The organism is Aeromicrobium sp. Root236, from assembly GCF_001428805.1.
Lineage (GTDB): Bacteria > Actinomycetota > Actinomycetes > Propionibacteriales > Nocardioidaceae > Aeromicrobium.
In genome coordinates this window covers 982,788-999,957 of the sequence record NZ_LMIS01000001.1, presented here as the reverse complement: position 1 = coordinate 999,957, position 17,170 = coordinate 982,788, and the positions used below count along the sequence as shown (strand labels likewise).

Here is a 17,170-nt window from a genome sequence, read left to right as displayed (position 1 = left end):
GTGCAGATCGACGTCGTCTCCATCTTCCCGGCCTACCTCGACGCCCTCCAGCTCTCCCTTGCGGGCAAGGCGCAGGTCGCCGGCCTCTTGCAGGTCACGACTCACGACCTCCGTGACTTCACGACCGACAAGCACCGCAGCGTCGACGACACCCCCTACGGCGGGGGAGCCGGCATGGTCATGAAGGCCGAGCCGTGGGGCGAGGCGCTCGACGCGCTGGCCACCGACGCCGCCGTGATCGTCGTGCCGACCCCGTCGGGCACACCGTTCACGCAGCGCATGGCCGAGCAGCTCAGCACCGACGAGCACCTGGTGTTCGCCTGCGGACGCTACGAGGGCATCGACCAGCGGGTCATCGACCACGCGGCCGGCCGGTGGCGGGTCGAGGAGGTGTCGCTCGGCGACTTCGTGCTCAACGGCGGCGAGGTCGCCGCGCTCGCGATGATCGAGGCCGTCGTACGGCTCATCCCCGGCTTCATGGGCAACCCGGAGTCGCTCGTCGAGGAGTCGCACGGGGACGATGGGTTGCTGGAGTACCCCGTCTACACCAAGCCGGCGAGCTGGCGCGGCCTCGACGTCCCCGAGATCCTGCTGTCCGGCAACCACGCGGCGATCGCCGCCTGGCGACGCGAGCAGGCCCTCGAGCGTACGCGGCAGCGTCGCCCTGACCTGCTGGACTGAGCCACTAACCCCGGTGCAGCCTGCGATCGAGCAGGTTGTCGAGCTGGCGGTTGCCGTGTGCCGTGTCCATGTACTCCCGGACCCGTCGGATGCGGTCGCCGTCCAGCTCGAAGATGAAGCAGTAGTCATTGACGTAGTCGCTGCCGTCGGCGAGCGTCGCGCTCATGGTCTCCTCGACGACGACCGTCGACCCTGCGGCCAGCATGTTCGTGAAGTCGATGGTGACGTTCGAGACGTAGAGGCGCGGGAAGTCGTCGGCCAGGAACCGGGCGATCTCGTGGGCGCCGATCATGTGGTGCGAGATCCCGAGCGCCTCCGCAGTGGCGTTCCGTGGCGGTGCGAGCCACTCGGCGTCAGGCGTGAAGACGCTGAGTATGCGCTCGGCGTCTCCGGAGGCGAACATCGACCACGCGCGCTGAACGATCCGGATCTGACACTCGCCCATGTCCCAACACTAGGATCCGGTCGTCGCGGCAACCGGCGGAATTCGGACGAGGTCATCCGACCGGCCGATTTCCTCCGGGGGGTACGCATGTGGCAACATTGACCCTTGGCGCCGACGGTTCTGCCTCAGGGGAATCCGTGTTCACCGCCGCATCAAACTTTCATTCGTACAGCAATCCGTGGGTGACCTGTGGCACCAGCGAGGAGTAGACCATGACCAACATCGTCGACCAGGTCGCCAGCGCATCGCTGCGCACCGACCTTCCTGACTTCCGCGCCGGCGACACGCTCGACGTGCACGTCAAGGTCATCGAGGGCAGCCGTTCGCGCGTCCAGGTGTTCAAGGGTGTCTGCATCAAGGTGCAGGGCTCGGGCATCGGCCGTACGTTCACGGTCCGCAAGGTCAGCTTCGGCGTCGGCGTGGAGCGTACGTTCCCGCTGCACACCCCGGTCATCGAGAAGATCGAGGTCGCGACCCGCGGCGACGTCCGCCGGGCCAAGCTCTACTACCTCCGCAACCTGCGTGGCAAGGCCGCGAAGATCAAGGAAAAGCGCGAGGTCTGATCGCCGGTGAGTTGCCTGCCGCACCGTTGAGGGTGCGGGTTAGGCTCACTGCGTGACACGTCTGGCCAAGGGATCCACGATCCGGCGTGATGCCGGCATCTACGGTTTCGAGCGCGCGCTGGCCCGCCAAGGTCTGCACCCCGTCGCGGGTGTCGACGAGGCGGGCCGCGGCGCGTGTGCCGGCCCTCTGGTGGCAGCCGCCGTCATCCTCGAACGACCCATCAAGGGCCTGGCCGACTCCAAGCTGCTCACCGAGGCACGCCGCGAGGCCTGCTTCGACCTGATCATGGATCGCGCGGTCGACGTGTCGGTCGTGGTCATCCCGGCCGCCGAGTGCGACCGGATGGGCCTGCACGTCGCCAACATCGCCGCGCTGCGCCGAGCCCTGGCCCGCCTCGCCGTGCGCCCCGGCTACGTCCTCACCGACGGCTTCCCGGTCGACGGTCTCGGCGCGCCGGGCCTCGCGATGTGGAAGGGTGACCGCGTCGCCGCCTCGATCGCCGCTGCGTCGGTCATCGCCAAGGTCACCCGTGACCGCATGATGGTGCAGATGCACGACGACTATCCGGCATACGATTTCGCCACGCACAAGGGTTACAGCACTCCGCAGCACCAGGCGGCACTCCAGCAGCACGGCCCGTGCGCCGAGCACCGCCGCAGATACGTCAACGTACGAGCAGCAATGGAAGGCGCGGTTGAAGCATGAGCTCTGAGGATCTCGAGCGGTACGAGTCCGAGATGGAGCTCGCGCTCTACCGGGAGTACCGCGACGTCGTCACCATCTTCAAGTACGTCGTCGAGACCGACCGGCGCTTCTACCTGTGCAACCAGGTCGACGTGAAGGTGCGCTCCGAGACCGGGGACGCCTACTTCGAGGTCTCGATGAACGACGCCTGGGTGTGGGACATCTACCGCCCGGCGCGCTTCGCCAAGAACGTCAAGGTGCTGACGTTCAAGGACGTCAACGTCGAGGAGCTGCAGGGCTCGGACTTCAAGGTGCCCGGCGCCGACGACTGACCTCGATCGCCATGACGGCACGGGTCTCGGTCGGCCGCGCCACCTCGCGGAACCCTGCCGCGCTGAACATGCCGACGGATCCGTGGAACAGCTCGTTGCTGCTGGCCTTGCGCCTGTCGGTGTCGACCGGATAGCCCTCGACCACCCGTGCGCCGTGGGCTGCCGCGTGATCGACCGCGGCCGCCGTCAGCTGCCTGGCCAGGCCCTGCCCGCGATGCTCCCGGCGTACGACGAAGCACGTGATGGCCCAGACGGTGTCGTCGTCGAGCGGTTGTTCGCCGGCCTTGACGATGCGCGAGCGGGCCAGCGCAGGCTGTGCCGGCCGCGGACCGACCCGCACCCACGCGGCCGGGGACCCGTCGACGTACGCGATGAGCGCCGGGGAGACGTCGGCGTCCTCGAGCTCGTGACGGAGCAGCGTGCGCTTCTCGTCCCTGCTGCAGGCGTCGAACTCCTTGCGCGGGACCATGAACCATTGGCACGAGCAGCTGGCTCCGTCACCGCCGCCGGTCAGGGTGTGCTCGACATCGGTCCATGGGGCTGCGGTCGCGGCCTCGATGCGGATCGTGGGCATGCCTCATCGTACGAACGAGGCCCGACCCTGTCAGTGCGCGAAGGGCGGCGGCCCGAGGATCGTGATCCCGCCGTTGCGCTGCCCGGACGCGGCGATCCGGTCGAAGTCGACCTCGCCGGAGTCGACGTCGTCCGCGATCGGGTCGCTGGCGTCCCAGTAGAACGACTCGATGTTGCCCGGCGTCTGCACGCACAGCAGGCGAGCGAACGGTGAGGTGACCATGAACGCGTGGGGGAGCCCGCGCGTGGCGAGCATGATGCCGCCCTCGGAGACGCGTTGCTCCGTGCCGTCGAGATGGGCGAGGATCTCGCCCTCGAGGATGACCAAGGTCTCGTCGGTCTCGGGATGGATGTGGAGTGGGGTGACCTTGCCCTGCTCCATGCGGTCCTCGAACATCAGGAACGCGCCGTTGGAGTCCTCGGCCCGCACCTTCCAGGTGTGGACGCCGCCGCCGGCGAACCACCGCCGCTCGCCCTCGGACTGAGCCTTGACGACGGACGTGGGTACGACTGTTGCGCTCATGATGCTTCTCCTTGGTACGTGTCGTGGGACACGAGTCCCATAAAGAGACTGCAGTACCATGTCGGGTATGTCAACAGCTTACGAGGACAGCGGGCGCGTCGAGCAGAAGAGTCGTACGCGCAGCGCGCTGGTGGCCGCGGCGCGCGACTTGGTGGCCCAGGGCCTGGCGCCCACCGTGGCGGAGGCGGCTGATGCGGCGGCGATCTCACGCACCACCGCGTATCGCTACTTCCCCAACCAGCGCAGTCTGCTCGCGGCGGCACATCCCGAGACCGGTGCGACATCGATGCTCGGTGACGATCCGCCGTCGGATCCGGCGGCCCGGCTCGACGCCGTCGTCCGGAGGTTCACCGGCATGATCCTCGAGACCGAGGCGCAGCAACGGACCATGCTGCGGCTGTCCTTGGAGGACGACCCTGCCGATCGGGGGGGCCAGCCCCTACGGCAGGGCCGGGCGATCGGCTGGATCACCGAGGCGCTGGAGCCCGTACGCGATCAGCTGTCGGAGGACGAGCTGCACCGGCTGGTGCTGGCGATCCGCAGCGCCACCGGGATCGAGGCCCTCGTGTGGCTCACCGACATCGGTGGATTGTCGCGCGAGGCGGCGGTCGAGCTCATGCGATGGTCGGCGCAGTCGATGCTCGAGGCGGCTCTCGGCGATCGCTCCTAGTACAGGTTGACGTGATACGTGATGTGGGCTGAGTTGTGGCCGTCGACGGGGTCGAAGTTGCCTCCGACGCCGATCGAGAGGTAGCCGATCTTCGTGTTGCCGCCGCCCTCGATGTCGAAGTCGGCCTCCGCGCCGCTCTTGGGGCGCTCCTCGATCTTCGTGCGCCATGTGTCGACGGCCGAGGTGCCGAGCCCGAACGACGTGAGAGCGTCGCGCATGACCCCGTCGGCGGTGTCGAGCGGCATCGCCCTCGTGTCGAAGTCGATGCCCGTGGGACGAGTAGGATCCGCGGGATCCTCGTGCGCGATCCGCTGGAAGATCAGCAGGTAGATCTTGGTCTTCAGCTCCTTGCCCTCGGGGAGCAGGAAGCGGACGCGTCGGGGCTCGTCGGTCTCGTACACCACGGATTTCTCGTCGGCGCGCATGCCGACATCGGCTGCCGACGGCGGGGTGCGGAGGTCCCACACCTCGACCCCGTTGGCGTCCGTCGGCGCCGTGGGGTGAGGTGTCCTGCCAGCGTCATGACGGCCGTTGAAGGTCACCGTGCACGCGGCGGTCAGCAGCATCGCGAGCAACGCCCCTGCAGCGGCGCACCGCCCACGCCTCGAAGAACCCCCCATGAACCCCAGTGTGCCGGACGCCGTCCTCGTCCGAGCATCCACAGGGCTCGGCGGCCCGGTCACCGGTCCACAGCCCGGCCTCGGTGCCTGGCACCGCATCTACCCGGCGCCCGAGGCTGGCGTGATGACGTACGCGCGCAACAAGGCCTTGGGCAGCTACGGCGAGCGGATCGCCGCCGAACATCTCGAGGCACTCGGGATGGTCGTGCTGGCTCGCAACTGGACTTGCAAGTTCGGCGAGATCGACATCGTCGCCCGAGACGGGTCCACGCTCGTGATCTGCGAGGTCAAGACCAGGACGAGCAACCATCACGGTGGGCCGTTCGAGGCGATCACGGGGCACAAGGCGACCAGGCTGCGCCGGTTGGCGATGCATTGGCTCGAGGTGCACGACGTGCAGCCGCCGAGCCTGCGCATCGACATCGTCTCGGTCGTCGTGCCGCCTCGCGGTGCTCCGGTCGTCGATCGCATCGCCGGGGTCGCCTGATGGCCGCCGCGACGCACTCGGTGACGCTCGACGGTCTGTCGGGACGGCCGATCGAGGTCGAGGTCGACATCTCGGGTGGCTTGCCGGCGACCGTTCTCGTCGGCCTGGCCGACACGATGGTCAACGAGGCCCGCGACCGGTGCCGGTCGGCGGTGTCCAACTCCGGCACGACATGGCCCGACCAGCGCGTCACGATCAACCTCGCGCCGTCGACGTTGCCCAAGACCGGATCGCACTACGACCTCGCCATCGCACTCGCGGTGTTCGCGGCCAAGGCACTCGTGCCCGCCGAGCGGCTCGCCGGCGCCGTGTTCCTCGGCGAGCTCGCGCTCGACGGGAGGCTGCGGGCGATACGCGGGGTGCTTCCGGCGACGCTCGCCGCCCTCGAGGCCGGCTTCGACCGGGTCTTCGTCCCCGAGGTCAACGTTCCGGAGGCCGAGCTCGTCCGCGGCATCTCGGTGATCGGCGTGCGCTCGTTGCGGCAGACGGTGGCGCTCTTGACCGGTGGGGAGGAGCCGGACGACCCGCCCGTGCCGCCGCTCGACGAGGTGCCGGGCATGTCGTGGACCTCGGCGGACCGGCTGGCCCACCTCGACCTGGCGGACATCGCGGGTCAGGAGGACTCGCGCATGGCGCTCGTCGTGGCAGCTGCCGGTGGGCACCACCTGCTCATGACCGGGCCGCCGGGCATCGGCAAGACCATGCTGGCTCAACGGCTGCCCGGACTCCTGCCTGACCTGACACACGAGCAGTCGCTCGCAGTGAGCGCGGTGCACTCGGTCGCGGGGGTGCTGCCCAGTGACGCCCCACTCCTGACCCGTCCACCGTTCCTCGACCCGCACCACACCGCGAGTGCCGTGTCGATCGTGGGTGGCGGCAGCAAGGCGATCCGGCCGGGAGCGTTGTCGCTGGCCCACCACGGTGTGCTCTTCCTCGATGAGGCGCCAGAGTTCGCCAGCAACGTCCTCGAGGCGTTGCGCCAGCCGCTCGAGAGCGGTCATGTCGTGGTGTCCCGGGCGGCCCAGACCGCTGCCTACCCGGCACGATTCCAGCTCGTCCTCGCTGCCAACCCCTGTCCGTGCGGCCTGAGCTCCGCGGTCAGCGACCAGTGCCGGTGCACGCCGTTGATGCGTCGCCGCTACTCCGATCGGCTCTCGGGCCCGATCCGGGACCGCATCGACATCCACCGCTCGTTGTCGGCGTTGTCGCGACCCGAGCTGGCCAACGCCCTGAGTGGCGGCCGGTCGACGGCCGAGCTCGCGAGCACCGTCACGGAGGCGCGCGAACGCCAGGCGCACCGGCTGCGTGAGACGTCGTGGCGGCTCAACAGCGAGGTGCCCGGTGTCGAGCTGCGCAAGCACTGGCCGGTCAGCGACCAGGGGCGAGTGCTCGTCGACCAGCAGCTGCGCAGCAACAAGCTCAATGCACGGTCGGCCGACCGCATCCTGCGCCTGTCGTGGAGCGTGGCGGACCTGCACGGCCACGCGGTCCCGACCGGTGACGACGTCGACACCGCGCTGTCCCTGCGGCGTGGCACACCGCTCGGCAGCGCGCTTCGCGACATGGTGCAGGCCTCGTGACGCGGCAGGACCGGCTCGGCCTGAGCCTCGTGGCCGAGCCCGGCGACCCTCGCCTGCGCAACCTGCTCCTCACGCACGAGCCTGCTGAGATCCTTGCGGCGATCCTCGGACGCCATCGATTGACGGAGGCACGGATTCCGGAGGCCTGGGTCGAGCGAGGTCGCACGCTCGACCGCACGGCCGGGGCCGTCGCCGCGCGGGCCAAGGCAGCCGGCCTGCGCTGGGTGACTCCAGGAGACCAGGAATGGCCCGACGCTCTGTCGGATCTCGACCATGTCGAGCCGGTGCAGGGGGCGACGGGTGCGCCCGTCGGGCTCTGGCTTCGCGGCGTCGGAGATCTGGGCGAGATGGCCGAGAAGAGCGTCGCCATCGTCGGCGCGCGGGAGTGCACGACGTACGGCGCCGAGTGCGCCTCGGACCTGGCTGCGGACTGCGCCGACGCAGGCTGGACGGTGATCAGTGGCGCGGCGTTCGGCATCGATGGCTGTGCGCATCGTGGTGCGTTCCTGATGGACGCCCCGACGGCCGGAGTGCTGGCGTGCGGTGCCGACCTCGACTACCCCAAGTCCCACGCGGCGCTCATCGCCCGGATCGCGGAGGTCGGCGTCGTCATCAGCGAGCAGGCACCGGGGGAGAAGCCGATCAAGAATCGCTTCCTGTCGCGCAACCGGCTGATCGCGGCGCTGACTCAAGGCACGGTCGTCGTCGAGGCGCGCGAGCGGAGTGGCTCGCTCAACACCCTCAACTGGGCCGACCAGCTCGGCCGCGCCACGATGGCCCTCCCCGGACCGGTGACGTCGCAGTTGTCGGCCGGGGTGCACGCGGCCATCCGCGCGGGCAAGGCAGTCGTCGTGACGACCGGGCGCGAGATCGTGGCCGAGCTGTCCGGACTGGGCGCAGCCACCGAGGAGCCACCGTCGCTGCCGCTCACGGAGTTCGACCGACTCCCGCCCGCCGCCCGGTCGACCCTCGACGGCCTCGAGTGGTCGACGCCTCGCACGGTCGCGGAGATCGCCTCTGCCGTGCGGCTCAGCACGCGCGAGGTACGCGCGGCACTCGACCTCCTCGAGCGGCGCGATCTCGCGATCCGCGCCGGGACGGAGTGGATGCTGGCACGGCGCGCCGACGTGGGCTGAGCGACCGCACGACCGACACTGGACGGGATGACGGAGTCAGAGGGACCGGGCGAGGCCTGGTCGGCGGTCCTGGCCGCCTATGAGCAGCACCTGAAGGCCGAGCGCGATCTCTCGGCCCATTCGGTGCGGGCCTATCTCACCGACCTGGAGAGCCTCGCCGTGCACGCTGAGCGGCTCGGCGTCCATGACCCGGCGAACCTGTCGATCCGCACGCTGCGCAGCTGGCTCGCCAACCTGCAGACGCTCGGCCGGGCCCGCACGACGATCGCTCGCCGGGCGACCTCGGCGCGAGTGTTCACGCTCTGGCTCGCCCGGACGGGCCGGGCGCCCGCGGATGCCGGGGCATTGCTGGCGAGCCCCAAGGCCCATCGCGAGCTGCCGGTCGCGCTCAGTGAGGTCGAGGTCCGTGGCCTGCTCGACGCCACGGTCCGGTCCCTGGTCGACGACGGGCCGCGTGGCCTGCGCGACCTCGCGATCCTCGAGATCCTGTACGCCACGGGCATCCGCGTCGGCGAGCTGGTCGGGCTCGACATCGACGATCTAGACCGTGGGCGCCGCGTCGTCCGCGTGCTCGGCAAGGGACGCAAGGAACGCGCGGTGCCTTATGGCTTGCCGGCGTCGGAGGCGATCGAGCTGTGGCTCGAGCGCGGCCGCCCCGCGATCGCTGCCGAGGCCAGCGGCGCAGCGGTCTTCCTCGGCATGCGCGGCAGCCGCATCGACCAGCGCGCTGTGCGCCGCATCGTGCACGAACGCCTCGCTGCGGTCGACGGAGCGCCCGACCTCGGTCCCCACGGCCTCCGGCACACTGCTGCGACCCATCTGCTCGAGGGCGGAGCCGACCTTCGCAGCGTGCAGGAGATCCTCGGCCACGCGTCACTGGGCACGACGCAGATCTACACGCACGTCAGCAACGAACGCCTTCGGGCGGCCTACAAGCTCGCCCACCCGAGGGCCTAGAGGTAGTCCTGGGGATTCACCGGCTTGCCGGACCTGACGACCATGAAGTGCAGGTGGCACCCGGTCGACAGGCCGGTGTTGCCGGAGCGTCCGACGACCTGACCGGCGGTGACCCGGTCACCGACCGAGACCGATTGCCGGCTGAGGTGGTTGTAGGACGTCTCGAAGCCGGGCTGGTGGCGGATGACGACCCGCTTGCCGTACGCCTTGCTGTGCGAGCGGCCGACGACCGTGCCGGCGGCCGCCGCGTGGACGGGTGTGCCGCACGGGACACCGAAGTCGGTGCCGTCGTGCAGCTTCCGCTCGCCCGTGACCGGATGGACCCGCATGCCGAACGGCGAGGTGATCGGCCCACCGACGGGGCGTTGCAGACCTCGGCCACCGACGCCGGCCGGAGGTGCCGGAGGCTCGCCCTTGGGGTCGATGAGCCGGAACCGGCCGCCACCCAACAGCTCGAGCGGGTCGAGGTAGTCATCGCCGGCGAGGCGGCCCAGGTGCAGGCAGGCGCCGGGGCAGTGACTCGGGGCTCCGAGCAGGGTGCCGATCACCTGGCCGGGCCGCACGGCGTCGCCGACCTTGACCCGCGCCTTGACGGGTTGGTAGGTCGACCGTTCCCGGCCGTGGTCGATCGTCACGACCCCGATCCCGCCGACCTGGCCGGCGAACACGACGCGCCCCGCCGCGACGGCGCGGACGGCGTCGCCGGCGCTCGCGGCCAGGTCGACGCCGCGGTGCCCTCGGCCGTAGTCGGTCGCCGGGGGGTCGAAGCGCTCGCCGACGGCGTGGTCGTCGAGCGGCCAGGTCCACGGGTCGGGCGACCCGGCCTGGACCGGCGGAGATGCGATGAGCAGCAGGAGGAGCGAGACGACCGGGATTCGACGGAACATCTGCCCAGCCAAGACTGGCGGCGCGCGCGGCGCACCGGTCGTCGCAGCAGCTGGGGACAACCGGCACGAGGCTGTCGTTTGTGGATTTCCTCCCGAACGCCTCGGTGCCCTAGACTGGGGTCAACCACTTTTTCGGAAGTGGAATTCGCGCGCCTGTTTCCGTATGACGCGAGAGCTGAATACGGACGCGATCCTGGTCTCCCGGCAGGGAGTGGGTCGTACGCAGCAGGCGCCAGGTCACCGTCAACCGGCGGTGAGACAACCAGGAACGGCACACGTGTGCCACAAGGAGATACGACCATGGCCGTCGTCACCATGCGCCAGCTGCTCGAGAGCGGCGTTCACTTCGGGCACCAGACCCGTCGCTGGAACCCCAAGATGAAGCGATTCATCTTCACCGAGCGCAACGGCATCTACATCATCGACCTGCAGCAGTCGCTCGCCTACATCGACGCCGGCTACGAGTTCGTCAAGAACACCGTCGCCCGTGGCGGCACGATCCTGTTCGTCGGCACCAAGCGCCAGGCGCAGGAGCCGATCGAGGAGCAGGCCAAGCGCGTCGGCATGCCCTTCGTCAACCAGCGTTGGCTCGGCGGCATGCTCACCAACTTCCAGACGATGCACCAGCGCCTTCAGCGCATGAAGGAGCTCGAGGAGATCGACTTCGACGACGTCGCGGGATCCAACCGCACGAAGAAGGAGCTCCTCGGCATGAGCCGCGAGTACGCGAAGCTGTCGCGCACCCTCGGCGGAATCCGCGACATGGGCCGTACGCCGTCCGCCGTGTGGATCGTCGACACCAAGAAGGAGCACCTCGCGGTCGACGAGGCCAAGAAGCTCGGCATCCCGATCATCGCGATCCTCGACACCAACTGCGACCCCGATGACGTCGACTTCCCGATCCCGGGCAACGACGACGCCATCCGCTCGGTCGGCCTGCTGACCCGCGTCATCGCCGACGCCGTCGCCGAGGGCCTCATCGCCCGCGGTGGCAGCAAGACCGGCGAAGAGGAGCCCGGAGCCGAGCTCGGCGCCGAGGAGCCCCTGGCCGACTGGGAGCGCGAGCTGCTGGAGCAGAAGGACGCCGCCCAGACCGGCGCCGTCTCGCCCGTCAAGGCCGACGCTGCTCCTGACGAGACCGCCGTGACGGTCGAGGACGCCGCTGCCGAGACCGAGGCGCCCGCCGCCGAGGTCACTGAGGCTCCTGCCGCCGAGGCCGCCGCCGACGAGGCYCCGGCCAAGAAGGCGCCCGCCAAGAAGGCTCCGGCTGCCAAGAAGGCTGCTGCGACCGACGAGGCCCCGGCCAAGAAGGCGCCCGCCAAGAAGGCTGCCGAGAAGGTCGACGCCGACGCCGCCGAGTGATCTCGGCACACACGACTACCTGAGAAGCGAGAAGAGAAACATGGCTATCACCGCCACAGAGGTCAAGAAGCTCCGCGACGCCACCGGCGCCGGCATGATGGACGCCAAGAAGGCGCTCACGGAGGCTGACGGCGACTTCGACAAGGCGATCGAGGTGCTCCGCATCTCGGGCGCCGCCAAGGCTGCCAAGCGCGGCGCCGAGCGTGAGGCTTCGGCCGGTCTCGTCGCCAACTACGGCAACGCGATCGTCGAGCTCAACTCCGAGACCGACTTCGTCGCCAAGAACGATCAGTTCATCGCGCTGGCCGAGGAGCTCGCCGTCCTGGCCGACAAGGTCAAGCCCGCCGACGCTGCTGCGTTCGCGAGCGAGACGCTCGAGAGCGGCAAGACCGTCGCCGAGGCCGTCGCGGACCTCGCGGTCGTCATCGGCGAGAAGATCGAGCTCGGCCGCGTCGCCAGCTTCGAGGGCAACGTCGCGACCTACATGCACCGCCGCGCCAGCGACCTGCCGCACGCCGTCGGTGTGCTGGTGGAGTTCGAGGGCGACGAGTCCGCACACGACGTCGCTCGCGGCGTCGCGATGCAGATCGCCGCGATGCGTCCTCGCTACCTCACGCGTGACGAGGTCCCCGCGGACGTCGTCGCCAAGGAGCGCGAGATCGCCGAGGCGACGGCTCGCGAAGAGGGCAAGCCCGAGCAGGCCATCGCGAAGATCACCGAGGGACGCCTCAACGGGTTCTTCAAGGAGGCCGTCCTGCTCGACCAGGCGTCCGTCCAGGACAACAAGAAGACCGTCAAGGCTCTCCTCGATGAGGCCGGCGTGACGCTCAAGCGTTTCGCGCACATCGAGATCGGCGCCTGACCCTTCGAACGAACTCAGCACCAGCTCGCACGACCAACATCGGAGGCCGGAACGTGGACACTGACACCGCTCAGGAAGTCGACGCTCCGGCCTCTGGTCATGGGCTCAAGCGCGTCCTGCTGAAGCTGTCCGGCGAGGTCTTCGGCGGCGGCAAGATCGGCATCGACCCCGATGTCGTCAACGGCATCGCCAAGCAGGTCGCCGAGGCCGTGGCCGAGGGCGTCGAGGTGGCGATCGTGGTCGGTGGCGGCAACTTCTTCCGCGGCGCCGAGCTCAGCCAGCGCGGCATGGACCGTTCACGCGCCGACTACATCGGCATGCTCGGCACGGTCATGAACTGCCTCGCGCTGCAGGACTTCTGCGAGAAGCAGGGCATCGAGACCCGTGTGCAGTCGGCCATCACGATGGGACAGGTCGCCGAGCCCTACATCCCGCGCCGGGCGATCCGGCACCTCGAGAAGGGCCGCGTCGTGATCTTCGGCGCCGGCGCCGGGATGCCCTACTTCTCGACCGACACCGTCTCGGCGCAGCGTGCGCTCGAGATCGGGGCCGATGCCGTGCTGATGTCCAAGAGCGGGGTCGACGGTGTCTACTCGGCCGACCCGCGCACGGACCCGACCGCCCGCAAGTTCGACGAGATCACGTTCGACGACGCGTTGCGACTGGGCCTCAAGGTCGTCGATGCGGCAGCATTCGCGTTGTGCATGGAGAACAAGCTCCCCATGATCGTGTTCGGCATGGAGGGTGAGGGCAACATCGCCCGCGTGCTCCGTGGTGAGAAGATCGGAACGCTGGTCCACGCCGCCTAGGCGCCGGACCGACCAGAACCGGATGGAGACATCGTGATTGACCAGACCCTGCGTGACGCCGACAGCAAGATGGCACGCGCCGTCGAGCACACCCGCGAGGAGTTTGCCGCGATCCGCACGGGCCGCGCCCATCCGGCGATGTTCGCCCAGATCACGGCCGAGTACTACGGCCAGCAGACCCCGCTCAACCAACTCGCGGGCTTCCAGGTGCCCGAGCCGCGCACCGTCATCATCCAGCCCTACGACGCCGGCGCCAAGCCCGCGATCGAGAAGGCCATCCGCGAGTCCGACCTCGGTGTCAACCCGAGCGACGACGGCAAGGTGCTGCGCGTGACGCTGCCCGAGCTGACCGAGGACCGCCGCAAGGAGTACATCAAGCTCGCCAAGACCAAGGCCGAGGAAGGCCGGGTCTCCGTGCGCAACCTGCGTCGCGCCGCCAAGCAGGCGCTCGACAAGGCCGAGAAGGACTCCGAGATCAGCAAGGACGAGAACGTCGGCGCCGAGAAGCGCCTCGACGCGATGACCAAGAAGCACGTCGACACGGTCGACGAGCTGCTCAAGAACAAAGAGGCAGAGCTCCTTGACATCTGAGTCTCCTGCCGGGACCCCGGAGTCGGAGACGCCTGCAGCCAAGACGAGCCGCGCGGGCCGCAACCTCCCCGCGTCGATCGCGGTCGGTGTCGGCCTGATCGGGCTCGTCATCGCGACGCTGTTCATCCAGAAGGAAGCGTTCATCCCGGTCGTGGTGATCGCGCTCGCGATCGGCCTGTTCGAGCTGACGCGGGCGTTCTCGACGGCGCGCATCAAGATCCCCGTCCTGCCCGTGCTGACCGGCGGCACCATCATGCTCGTCGGCAGCTACTGGGGTGGCATGGAGACCGCGTCCGTCGCGCTCGCCCTGACGATCATCGGCACGCTGGTCTGGCGGCTGTCCGACGGAGCCGAGGGCTTCGTACGCGACAGCAGCGCGGGCGTTTTCGTGCTGGGCTACCTCTACCTCATGGGCTCGTTCGTCGTTCTGATGCTGACCGAGGACGACGGCCCGTGGCGCATCATCGCGTTCATCGTCGCGACGATCGCCTCCGACATCGGCGGCTACGTGGCCGGTGTCCTGTTCGGCAAGCACCCGATGGCGCCCACGATCAGCCCCAAGAAGTCGTGGGAGGGCTTCACCGGCTCCCTGATCTTCGGCATCGGCGCCGGCATCGTGACCATCACGTACGCGCTCGACGGCGACTGGTGGGTCGGCATCATCCTCGGCATCGCCGGAGTCGTATTCGCGACGCTGGGCGACCTGTCCGAGTCGCTCATCAAGCGCGACCTCGGCATCAAGGACATGGGCGACCTGCTGCCCGGGCACGGCGGCCTCATGGATCGCCTCGACTCGCTGATCGCCGTGGCACCGGTCGCCTGGTTGATCCTGCACACGCTGGTCCCGGTCACCTGATCATGTCGGCGGTCCGCCGATGACTGCGTTGCGGGACTACTCCGCGGCGGTCACGCAGCCCACGCTGACCGGCGACCCGGCACGATACGACGAGGTCGTCGGTCCGGACGGCTCGCTGCGTCCGGCCTGGAAGCTGCTGGCCGAGACCGCCGTCCAGCTCACCGACTCGGACCTGCGCCGGGTGGGCGGTGACATCGAGCGGTTCCTGGCCAACGACGGCGTGACCTACACGCCGCCCGAGGACGAGCCGGGCCCCTGGCGGCTCGACCCGATCCCGCTGATCATCGACGCGGCGGAGTGGGCCCAGCTCGAGATCGGGCTGGCACAACGTACGGAGCTGCTCAACGCGATCCTGGTCGACCTCTACGGCCCGCAGCGGTTGTTGTCGTCCGGTGTCCTGCCGCCGTCGATCGTGTTCGGGCACGAGGGGTTCCTCCGCGTGGCGGCGCGGGCGTCGGCCGCCGATCCGCAGCCCCTGCTCCTGGCCGCCGCCGATCTGGGCCGCAACGCGGCAGGGGAGTGGCAGGTGCTCGCCGACCGGGCCCAGGCGCCGTCGGGCATCGGCTTCGCGATGGAGAACCGCCGGGTCATCTCACGCGTCATGCCGGAGATGTATCGCCAGGCCGGCCTGCACCGCATGGCGCCGTTCTTCCAGGCACTGAGGTCGACGTTGATCGACTCGGCGCCCGGCAGCAGCCCCAACCCACGCGTCGTGGTGCTCTCGCCCGGCACGCACTCCGAGACCGCGTACGACCAGGCGTTCGTCGCGTCGAGCCTCGGCTTCCCGCTCGTCGAGGGCAGCGACCTGGTGATGCGCGAGGGTGCGGTCTGGATGCGGGTCTTCGGCCGCCTCGAGCGGGTCGACGTGATCCTGCGGCGGGTCGACGCGGCGTGGAGCGATGCGCTCGAGCTGCGCAAGAACTCCCAGCTCGGCGTCGCCGGGCTCTCGGAGGCCGTGCGGCGCGGCACGGTCCGCGTCGTGAACGGCCTGGGCTCAGGCGTGCTCGAGAATCCCGGTCTGCTGCCGTTCCTGTCGGCGATGTGCGAGATGTTGCTTGACGAGCCCCTGCGGCTGCCCTCGGTGCAGACCTATTGGACCGGCGACCCGCGCTCCCAGGCGTACGTGCTCGACAACCTCGACGATCTCGTCGTGCGATCGATCGACCAGCCCACCGAGCTGGTCCGGCCGAGCGACGAGCTGCGAGCCGCGATCCTCGCCGAGCCGCACCGCTACGTCGGCCAGGAGCCGCTCGCGCTGTCGCAGTCTCCGACTCTCGACGCCCGCGGCGTACGCCCGCAGGTCCTGACGCTGCGGACGTTCACGTTGCGCTACGGCTCGACCTATCGACCGCTGATCGGCGGCCTCGCGAACGTCTTCGAGTCGGGCCGGCCGGCGTCGAGCAAGGACGTCTGGGTGCTCAAGGACAAGCCGGAGGACCCAGACCAAGGGTTGACGGACGTGCTGCCGCTGACGAACGTGCGCGCGCCTGCTGCCATGGTGCCGCGGGTGCTCGAGGACATGTTCTGGTTCGGCCGCTACGCCGAGCGGGCCGAGGACATGCTGCGCCTCGTGCTGACCGCCCACGCGAGCGCCGAGGACTTCCGGTCGCGCCCGCAGTCCGCGGGCGGGGCGAGCCTCGCGGTGCTGATGGGCGCGATCGGCCGGCTCAGCGGATCACCGTACGGGCCCGACCGGCTCGACGAGGACTTCCGGTCGTTGCTGCTCGACGCCCATCGACCCGGCTCCGTCGCCCAGTCGATCAGTGCGTTGCGCGATGCCGCCCAGAGCGTGCGCGATCAGCTCTCGCCAGACACCTGGCAGGCGTTCAGCTCGACCGATCGCGCTGCAGCTGCCCTGCGGAGCTATCACTACAGCCATCAAGTTGCCGAGAGCGCCGGGCGCATGCTGACCGGGATCCTGTCGCTGCAGGGCGTCACGGCCAACATGATCCGCGATCCGGGCTGGCGCATGATCGGCACGGGTCGGGCAGTCGAGCGGGGCCTTCAGCTGTGCCACCTGCTGCGCTCGACCACCACGGTGCGGCGGGGGATCGACGTGGACCGGGACCTCAACACCGCCGTGCTGTCGGCAGCCGAGAGTGCCGTCACGCACCGCATGCGCTACCGCGGCTACGTACGGCTGCCGGGTGTCCTCGAGCTGTTGCTGGCCGACCCCGACAACCCACGCTCGTTGGCGTTCGGCATCGGCGAGCTGCGCGAGCACCTGGCGGTGATGCCCGGGTCGACCGGCACGACTCGGCCCGAGCGGCTGCTCGACGACCTCGCCGACGAGCTCGACCGCGCTGACATCGCGGCCCTGACCGCGATCGCGGGTGAGAACCGGCCCAACCTCGAACGATTCCTCGACGGCTACGTCGCGCAGCTGACCCGCTTCGCCGACGCCGTCGCGGAGCTGCACTTCGCCGCCGGACCGGCGCCGCGTTCCTTCGGCTTCGCGACGGTGACCGAGTGATCACGAGCGAGCGCAGCGAGCGAGCAATCAAGGTGGTCATCCCGTCATCTCCGTATCGTGGGTCTTCTACGGAGATGA

General features: G+C 69.4%; 20 protein-coding genes. 15 read left to right on the top strand and 5 right to left on the bottom strand.

The genetic code is table 11. From position 1 onward, the window contains the following. Nucleotides 1–681, top strand: a complete 681-nt coding sequence (gene trmD, locus ASE12_RS05100) for a tRNA (guanosine(37)-N1)-methyltransferase TrmD (RefSeq protein WP_056397761.1) — start codon at nt 1–3, stop codon at nt 679–681. Nucleotides 682–685: 4 nt separating this feature from the next. Here the strand turns inward: trmD and ASE12_RS05095 are convergent, their stop codons facing one another. Further along, entirely contained in the window at nt 686–1,126 is a 441-nt protein-coding gene (locus tag ASE12_RS05095; protein WP_056397760.1) for a nuclear transport factor 2 family protein, read from the bottom strand. Nucleotides 1,127–1,338: 212 nt separating this feature from the next. Between ASE12_RS05095 and rplS the strand changes: the two genes are divergently transcribed. From rplS to ASE12_RS05080, 3 genes are all read left to right on the top strand, one after another. After that, nucleotides 1,339–1,689, top strand: a complete 351-nt coding sequence (gene rplS / locus ASE12_RS05090; RefSeq protein WP_056397759.1) for a 50S ribosomal protein L19 — start codon at nt 1,339–1,341, stop codon at nt 1,687–1,689. Nucleotides 1,690–1,750: 61 nt separating this feature from the next. Continuing rightward, nucleotides 1,751–2,395: a ribonuclease HII gene (locus ASE12_RS05085; protein WP_369797239.1), complete on the top strand. Its 645-nt coding sequence runs from the start codon at nt 1,751–1,753 to the stop codon at nt 2,393–2,395. Further along, complete coding sequence (locus ASE12_RS05080) at nt 2,392–2,706, top strand: DUF2469 domain-containing protein (RefSeq protein ID WP_056215024.1); 315 nt, start codon at nt 2,392–2,394, stop codon at nt 2,704–2,706. The genes ASE12_RS05085 and ASE12_RS05080 overlap by 4 nt, the downstream gene beginning before the upstream one ends. Here ASE12_RS05080 and ASE12_RS05075 read toward each other — a convergent pair. Both ASE12_RS05075 and ASE12_RS05070 read right to left on the bottom strand, forming a co-directional pair. Next, nucleotides 2,681–3,280 carry a GNAT family N-acetyltransferase gene (locus ASE12_RS05075; protein ID WP_056397754.1) on the bottom strand — a complete coding sequence of 200 codons (600 nt, stop codon included), beginning with the start codon at nt 3,278–3,280 and terminating at the stop codon, nt 2,681–2,683. The genes ASE12_RS05080 and ASE12_RS05075 overlap by 26 nt on opposite strands. Nucleotides 3,281–3,310: 30 nt before the next feature. Continuing rightward, a complete protein-coding gene (locus tag ASE12_RS05070) occupies nt 3,311–3,802 on the bottom strand; it encodes a cupin domain-containing protein (protein WP_056397751.1) in 492 nt (163 codons plus the stop codon). A gap of 67 nt (nt 3,803–3,869) precedes the next feature. Here ASE12_RS05070 and ASE12_RS05065 point away from each other — a divergent pair, with 67 nt between their 5' ends. Then, entirely contained in the window at nt 3,870–4,472 is a 603-nt protein-coding gene (locus tag ASE12_RS05065; RefSeq protein ID WP_056397747.1) for a TetR/AcrR family transcriptional regulator, read from the top strand. Here the strand turns inward: ASE12_RS05065 and ASE12_RS05060 are convergent. Next, nucleotides 4,469–5,092, bottom strand: a complete 624-nt coding sequence (locus ASE12_RS05060; protein WP_157412817.1) for a hypothetical protein — start codon at nt 5,090–5,092, stop codon at nt 4,469–4,471. The genes ASE12_RS05065 and ASE12_RS05060 overlap by 4 nt on opposite strands. On the opposite strand from ASE12_RS05060, the gene ASE12_RS05055 reads away from it, so the two are divergent. From ASE12_RS05055 to ASE12_RS05040, 4 genes are read left to right on the top strand one after another with little or no spacing between them, the layout of a single operon-like run. Beyond that, a complete protein-coding gene (locus tag ASE12_RS05055; protein WP_369797161.1) occupies nt 5,091–5,579 on the top strand; it encodes a YraN family protein in 489 nt (162 codons plus the stop codon). The genes ASE12_RS05060 and ASE12_RS05055 overlap by 2 nt on opposite strands. Next, the gene (locus ASE12_RS05050; RefSeq protein ID WP_200954964.1) at nt 5,579–7,159 is read left to right on the top strand and encodes a YifB family Mg chelatase-like AAA ATPase; all 1,581 of its coding nucleotides are present in this window, start codon (nt 5,579–5,581) and stop codon (nt 7,157–7,159) included. The genes ASE12_RS05055 and ASE12_RS05050 overlap by 1 nt, the downstream gene beginning before the upstream one ends. Beyond that, nucleotides 7,156–8,295, top strand: coding sequence for a DNA-processing protein DprA (locus ASE12_RS05045; protein WP_056397741.1), 1,140 nt, complete (start codon nt 7,156–7,158; stop codon nt 8,293–8,295). Before ASE12_RS05050 ends, ASE12_RS05045 begins: the two co-directional genes overlap by 4 nt. 27 nt (nt 8,296–8,322) lie before the next feature. Next, nucleotides 8,323–9,252, top strand: a complete 930-nt coding sequence (locus tag ASE12_RS05040; protein ID WP_056397738.1) for a tyrosine recombinase XerC — start codon at nt 8,323–8,325, stop codon at nt 9,250–9,252. On the opposite strand, the gene ASE12_RS05035 is transcribed toward ASE12_RS05040, so the two are convergent. Then, entirely contained in the window at nt 9,249–10,139 is an 891-nt protein-coding gene (locus tag ASE12_RS05035; RefSeq protein WP_056397735.1) for a peptidoglycan DD-metalloendopeptidase family protein, read from the bottom strand. The two genes, ASE12_RS05040 and ASE12_RS05035, sit on opposite strands and share 4 nt — an antisense overlap. A gap of 300 nt (nt 10,140–10,439) precedes the next feature. Between ASE12_RS05035 and rpsB the strand changes: the two genes are divergently transcribed. The 6 genes from rpsB to ASE12_RS05005 are packed head-to-tail and all read left to right on the top strand — an operon-like array spanning nt 10,440 to nt 17,092. Continuing rightward, complete coding sequence (gene rpsB / locus ASE12_RS05030) at nt 10,440–11,501, top strand: 30S ribosomal protein S2 (protein WP_056397732.1); 1,062 nt, start codon at nt 10,440–10,442, stop codon at nt 11,499–11,501. Between the two features lie 40 nt (nt 11,502–11,541). Further along, nucleotides 11,542–12,363, top strand: coding sequence for a translation elongation factor Ts (gene tsf, locus ASE12_RS05025; protein ID WP_056397730.1), 822 nt, complete (start codon nt 11,542–11,544; stop codon nt 12,361–12,363). A 53-nt stretch (nt 12,364–12,416) separates the two neighbouring features. After that, nucleotides 12,417–13,172 (top strand): UMP kinase, encoded by a 756-nt coding sequence (gene pyrH, locus ASE12_RS05020; RefSeq protein ID WP_056397727.1) that lies wholly within the window; start codon nt 12,417–12,419, stop codon nt 13,170–13,172. A gap of 36 nt (nt 13,173–13,208) precedes the next feature. Further along, nucleotides 13,209–13,763 carry a ribosome recycling factor gene (gene frr / locus ASE12_RS05015; RefSeq protein WP_200955078.1) on the top strand — a complete coding sequence of 185 codons (555 nt, stop codon included), beginning with the start codon at nt 13,209–13,211 and terminating at the stop codon, nt 13,761–13,763. Then, nucleotides 13,753–14,619: a phosphatidate cytidylyltransferase gene (locus tag ASE12_RS05010; protein ID WP_056397721.1), complete on the top strand. Its 867-nt coding sequence runs from the start codon at nt 13,753–13,755 to the stop codon at nt 14,617–14,619. The genes frr and ASE12_RS05010 overlap by 11 nt, the downstream gene beginning before the upstream one ends. Before the next feature lie 19 nt (nt 14,620–14,638). After that, nucleotides 14,639–17,092, top strand: coding sequence for a circularly permuted type 2 ATP-grasp protein (locus ASE12_RS05005; protein WP_056397718.1), 2,454 nt, complete (start codon nt 14,639–14,641; stop codon nt 17,090–17,092). Nucleotides 17,093–17,170: the final 78 nt, after the last annotated feature.

What these genes read in the sequence shown, in the direction of transcription:
- ASE12_RS05095 (WP_056397760.1), bottom strand. Translation starts at nt 1,126, where the DNA reads ATGGGCGAGTGTCAGATCCGGATCGTTCAGCGCGCGTGGTCGATGTTC.
- rplS (WP_056397759.1), top strand. Translation starts at nt 1,339, where the DNA reads ATGACCAACATCGTCGACCAGGTCGCCAGCGCATCGCTGCGCACCGAC.
- ASE12_RS05080 (WP_056215024.1), top strand. Translation starts at nt 2,392, where the DNA reads ATGAGCTCTGAGGATCTCGAGCGGTACGAGTCCGAGATGGAGCTCGCG.
- ASE12_RS05075 (WP_056397754.1), bottom strand. Translation starts at nt 3,280, where the DNA reads ATGCCCACGATCCGCATCGAGGCCGCGACCGCAGCCCCATGGACCGAT.
- ASE12_RS05070 (WP_056397751.1), bottom strand. Translation starts at nt 3,802, where the DNA reads ATGAGCGCAACAGTCGTACCCACGTCCGTCGTCAAGGCTCAGTCCGAG.
- ASE12_RS05065 (WP_056397747.1), top strand. Translation starts at nt 3,870, where the DNA reads ATGTCAACAGCTTACGAGGACAGCGGGCGCGTCGAGCAGAAGAGTCGT.
- ASE12_RS05055 (WP_369797161.1), top strand. Translation starts at nt 5,091, where the DNA reads ATGAACCCCAGTGTGCCGGACGCCGTCCTCGTCCGAGCATCCACAGGG.
- ASE12_RS05060 (WP_157412817.1), bottom strand. Translation starts at nt 5,092, where the DNA reads ATGGGGGGTTCTTCGAGGCGTGGGCGGTGCGCCGCTGCAGGGGCGTTG.
- ASE12_RS05050 (WP_200954964.1), top strand. Translation starts at nt 5,579, where the DNA reads ATGGCCGCCGCGACGCACTCGGTGACGCTCGACGGTCTGTCGGGACGG.
- ASE12_RS05040 (WP_056397738.1), top strand. Translation starts at nt 8,323, where the DNA reads ATGACGGAGTCAGAGGGACCGGGCGAGGCCTGGTCGGCGGTCCTGGCC.
- ASE12_RS05035 (WP_056397735.1), bottom strand. Translation starts at nt 10,139, where the DNA reads ATGTTCCGTCGAATCCCGGTCGTCTCGCTCCTCCTGCTGCTCATCGCA.
- tsf (WP_056397730.1), top strand. Translation starts at nt 11,542, where the DNA reads ATGGCTATCACCGCCACAGAGGTCAAGAAGCTCCGCGACGCCACCGGC.
- ASE12_RS05005 (WP_056397718.1), top strand. Translation starts at nt 14,639, where the DNA reads ATGACTGCGTTGCGGGACTACTCCGCGGCGGTCACGCAGCCCACGCTG.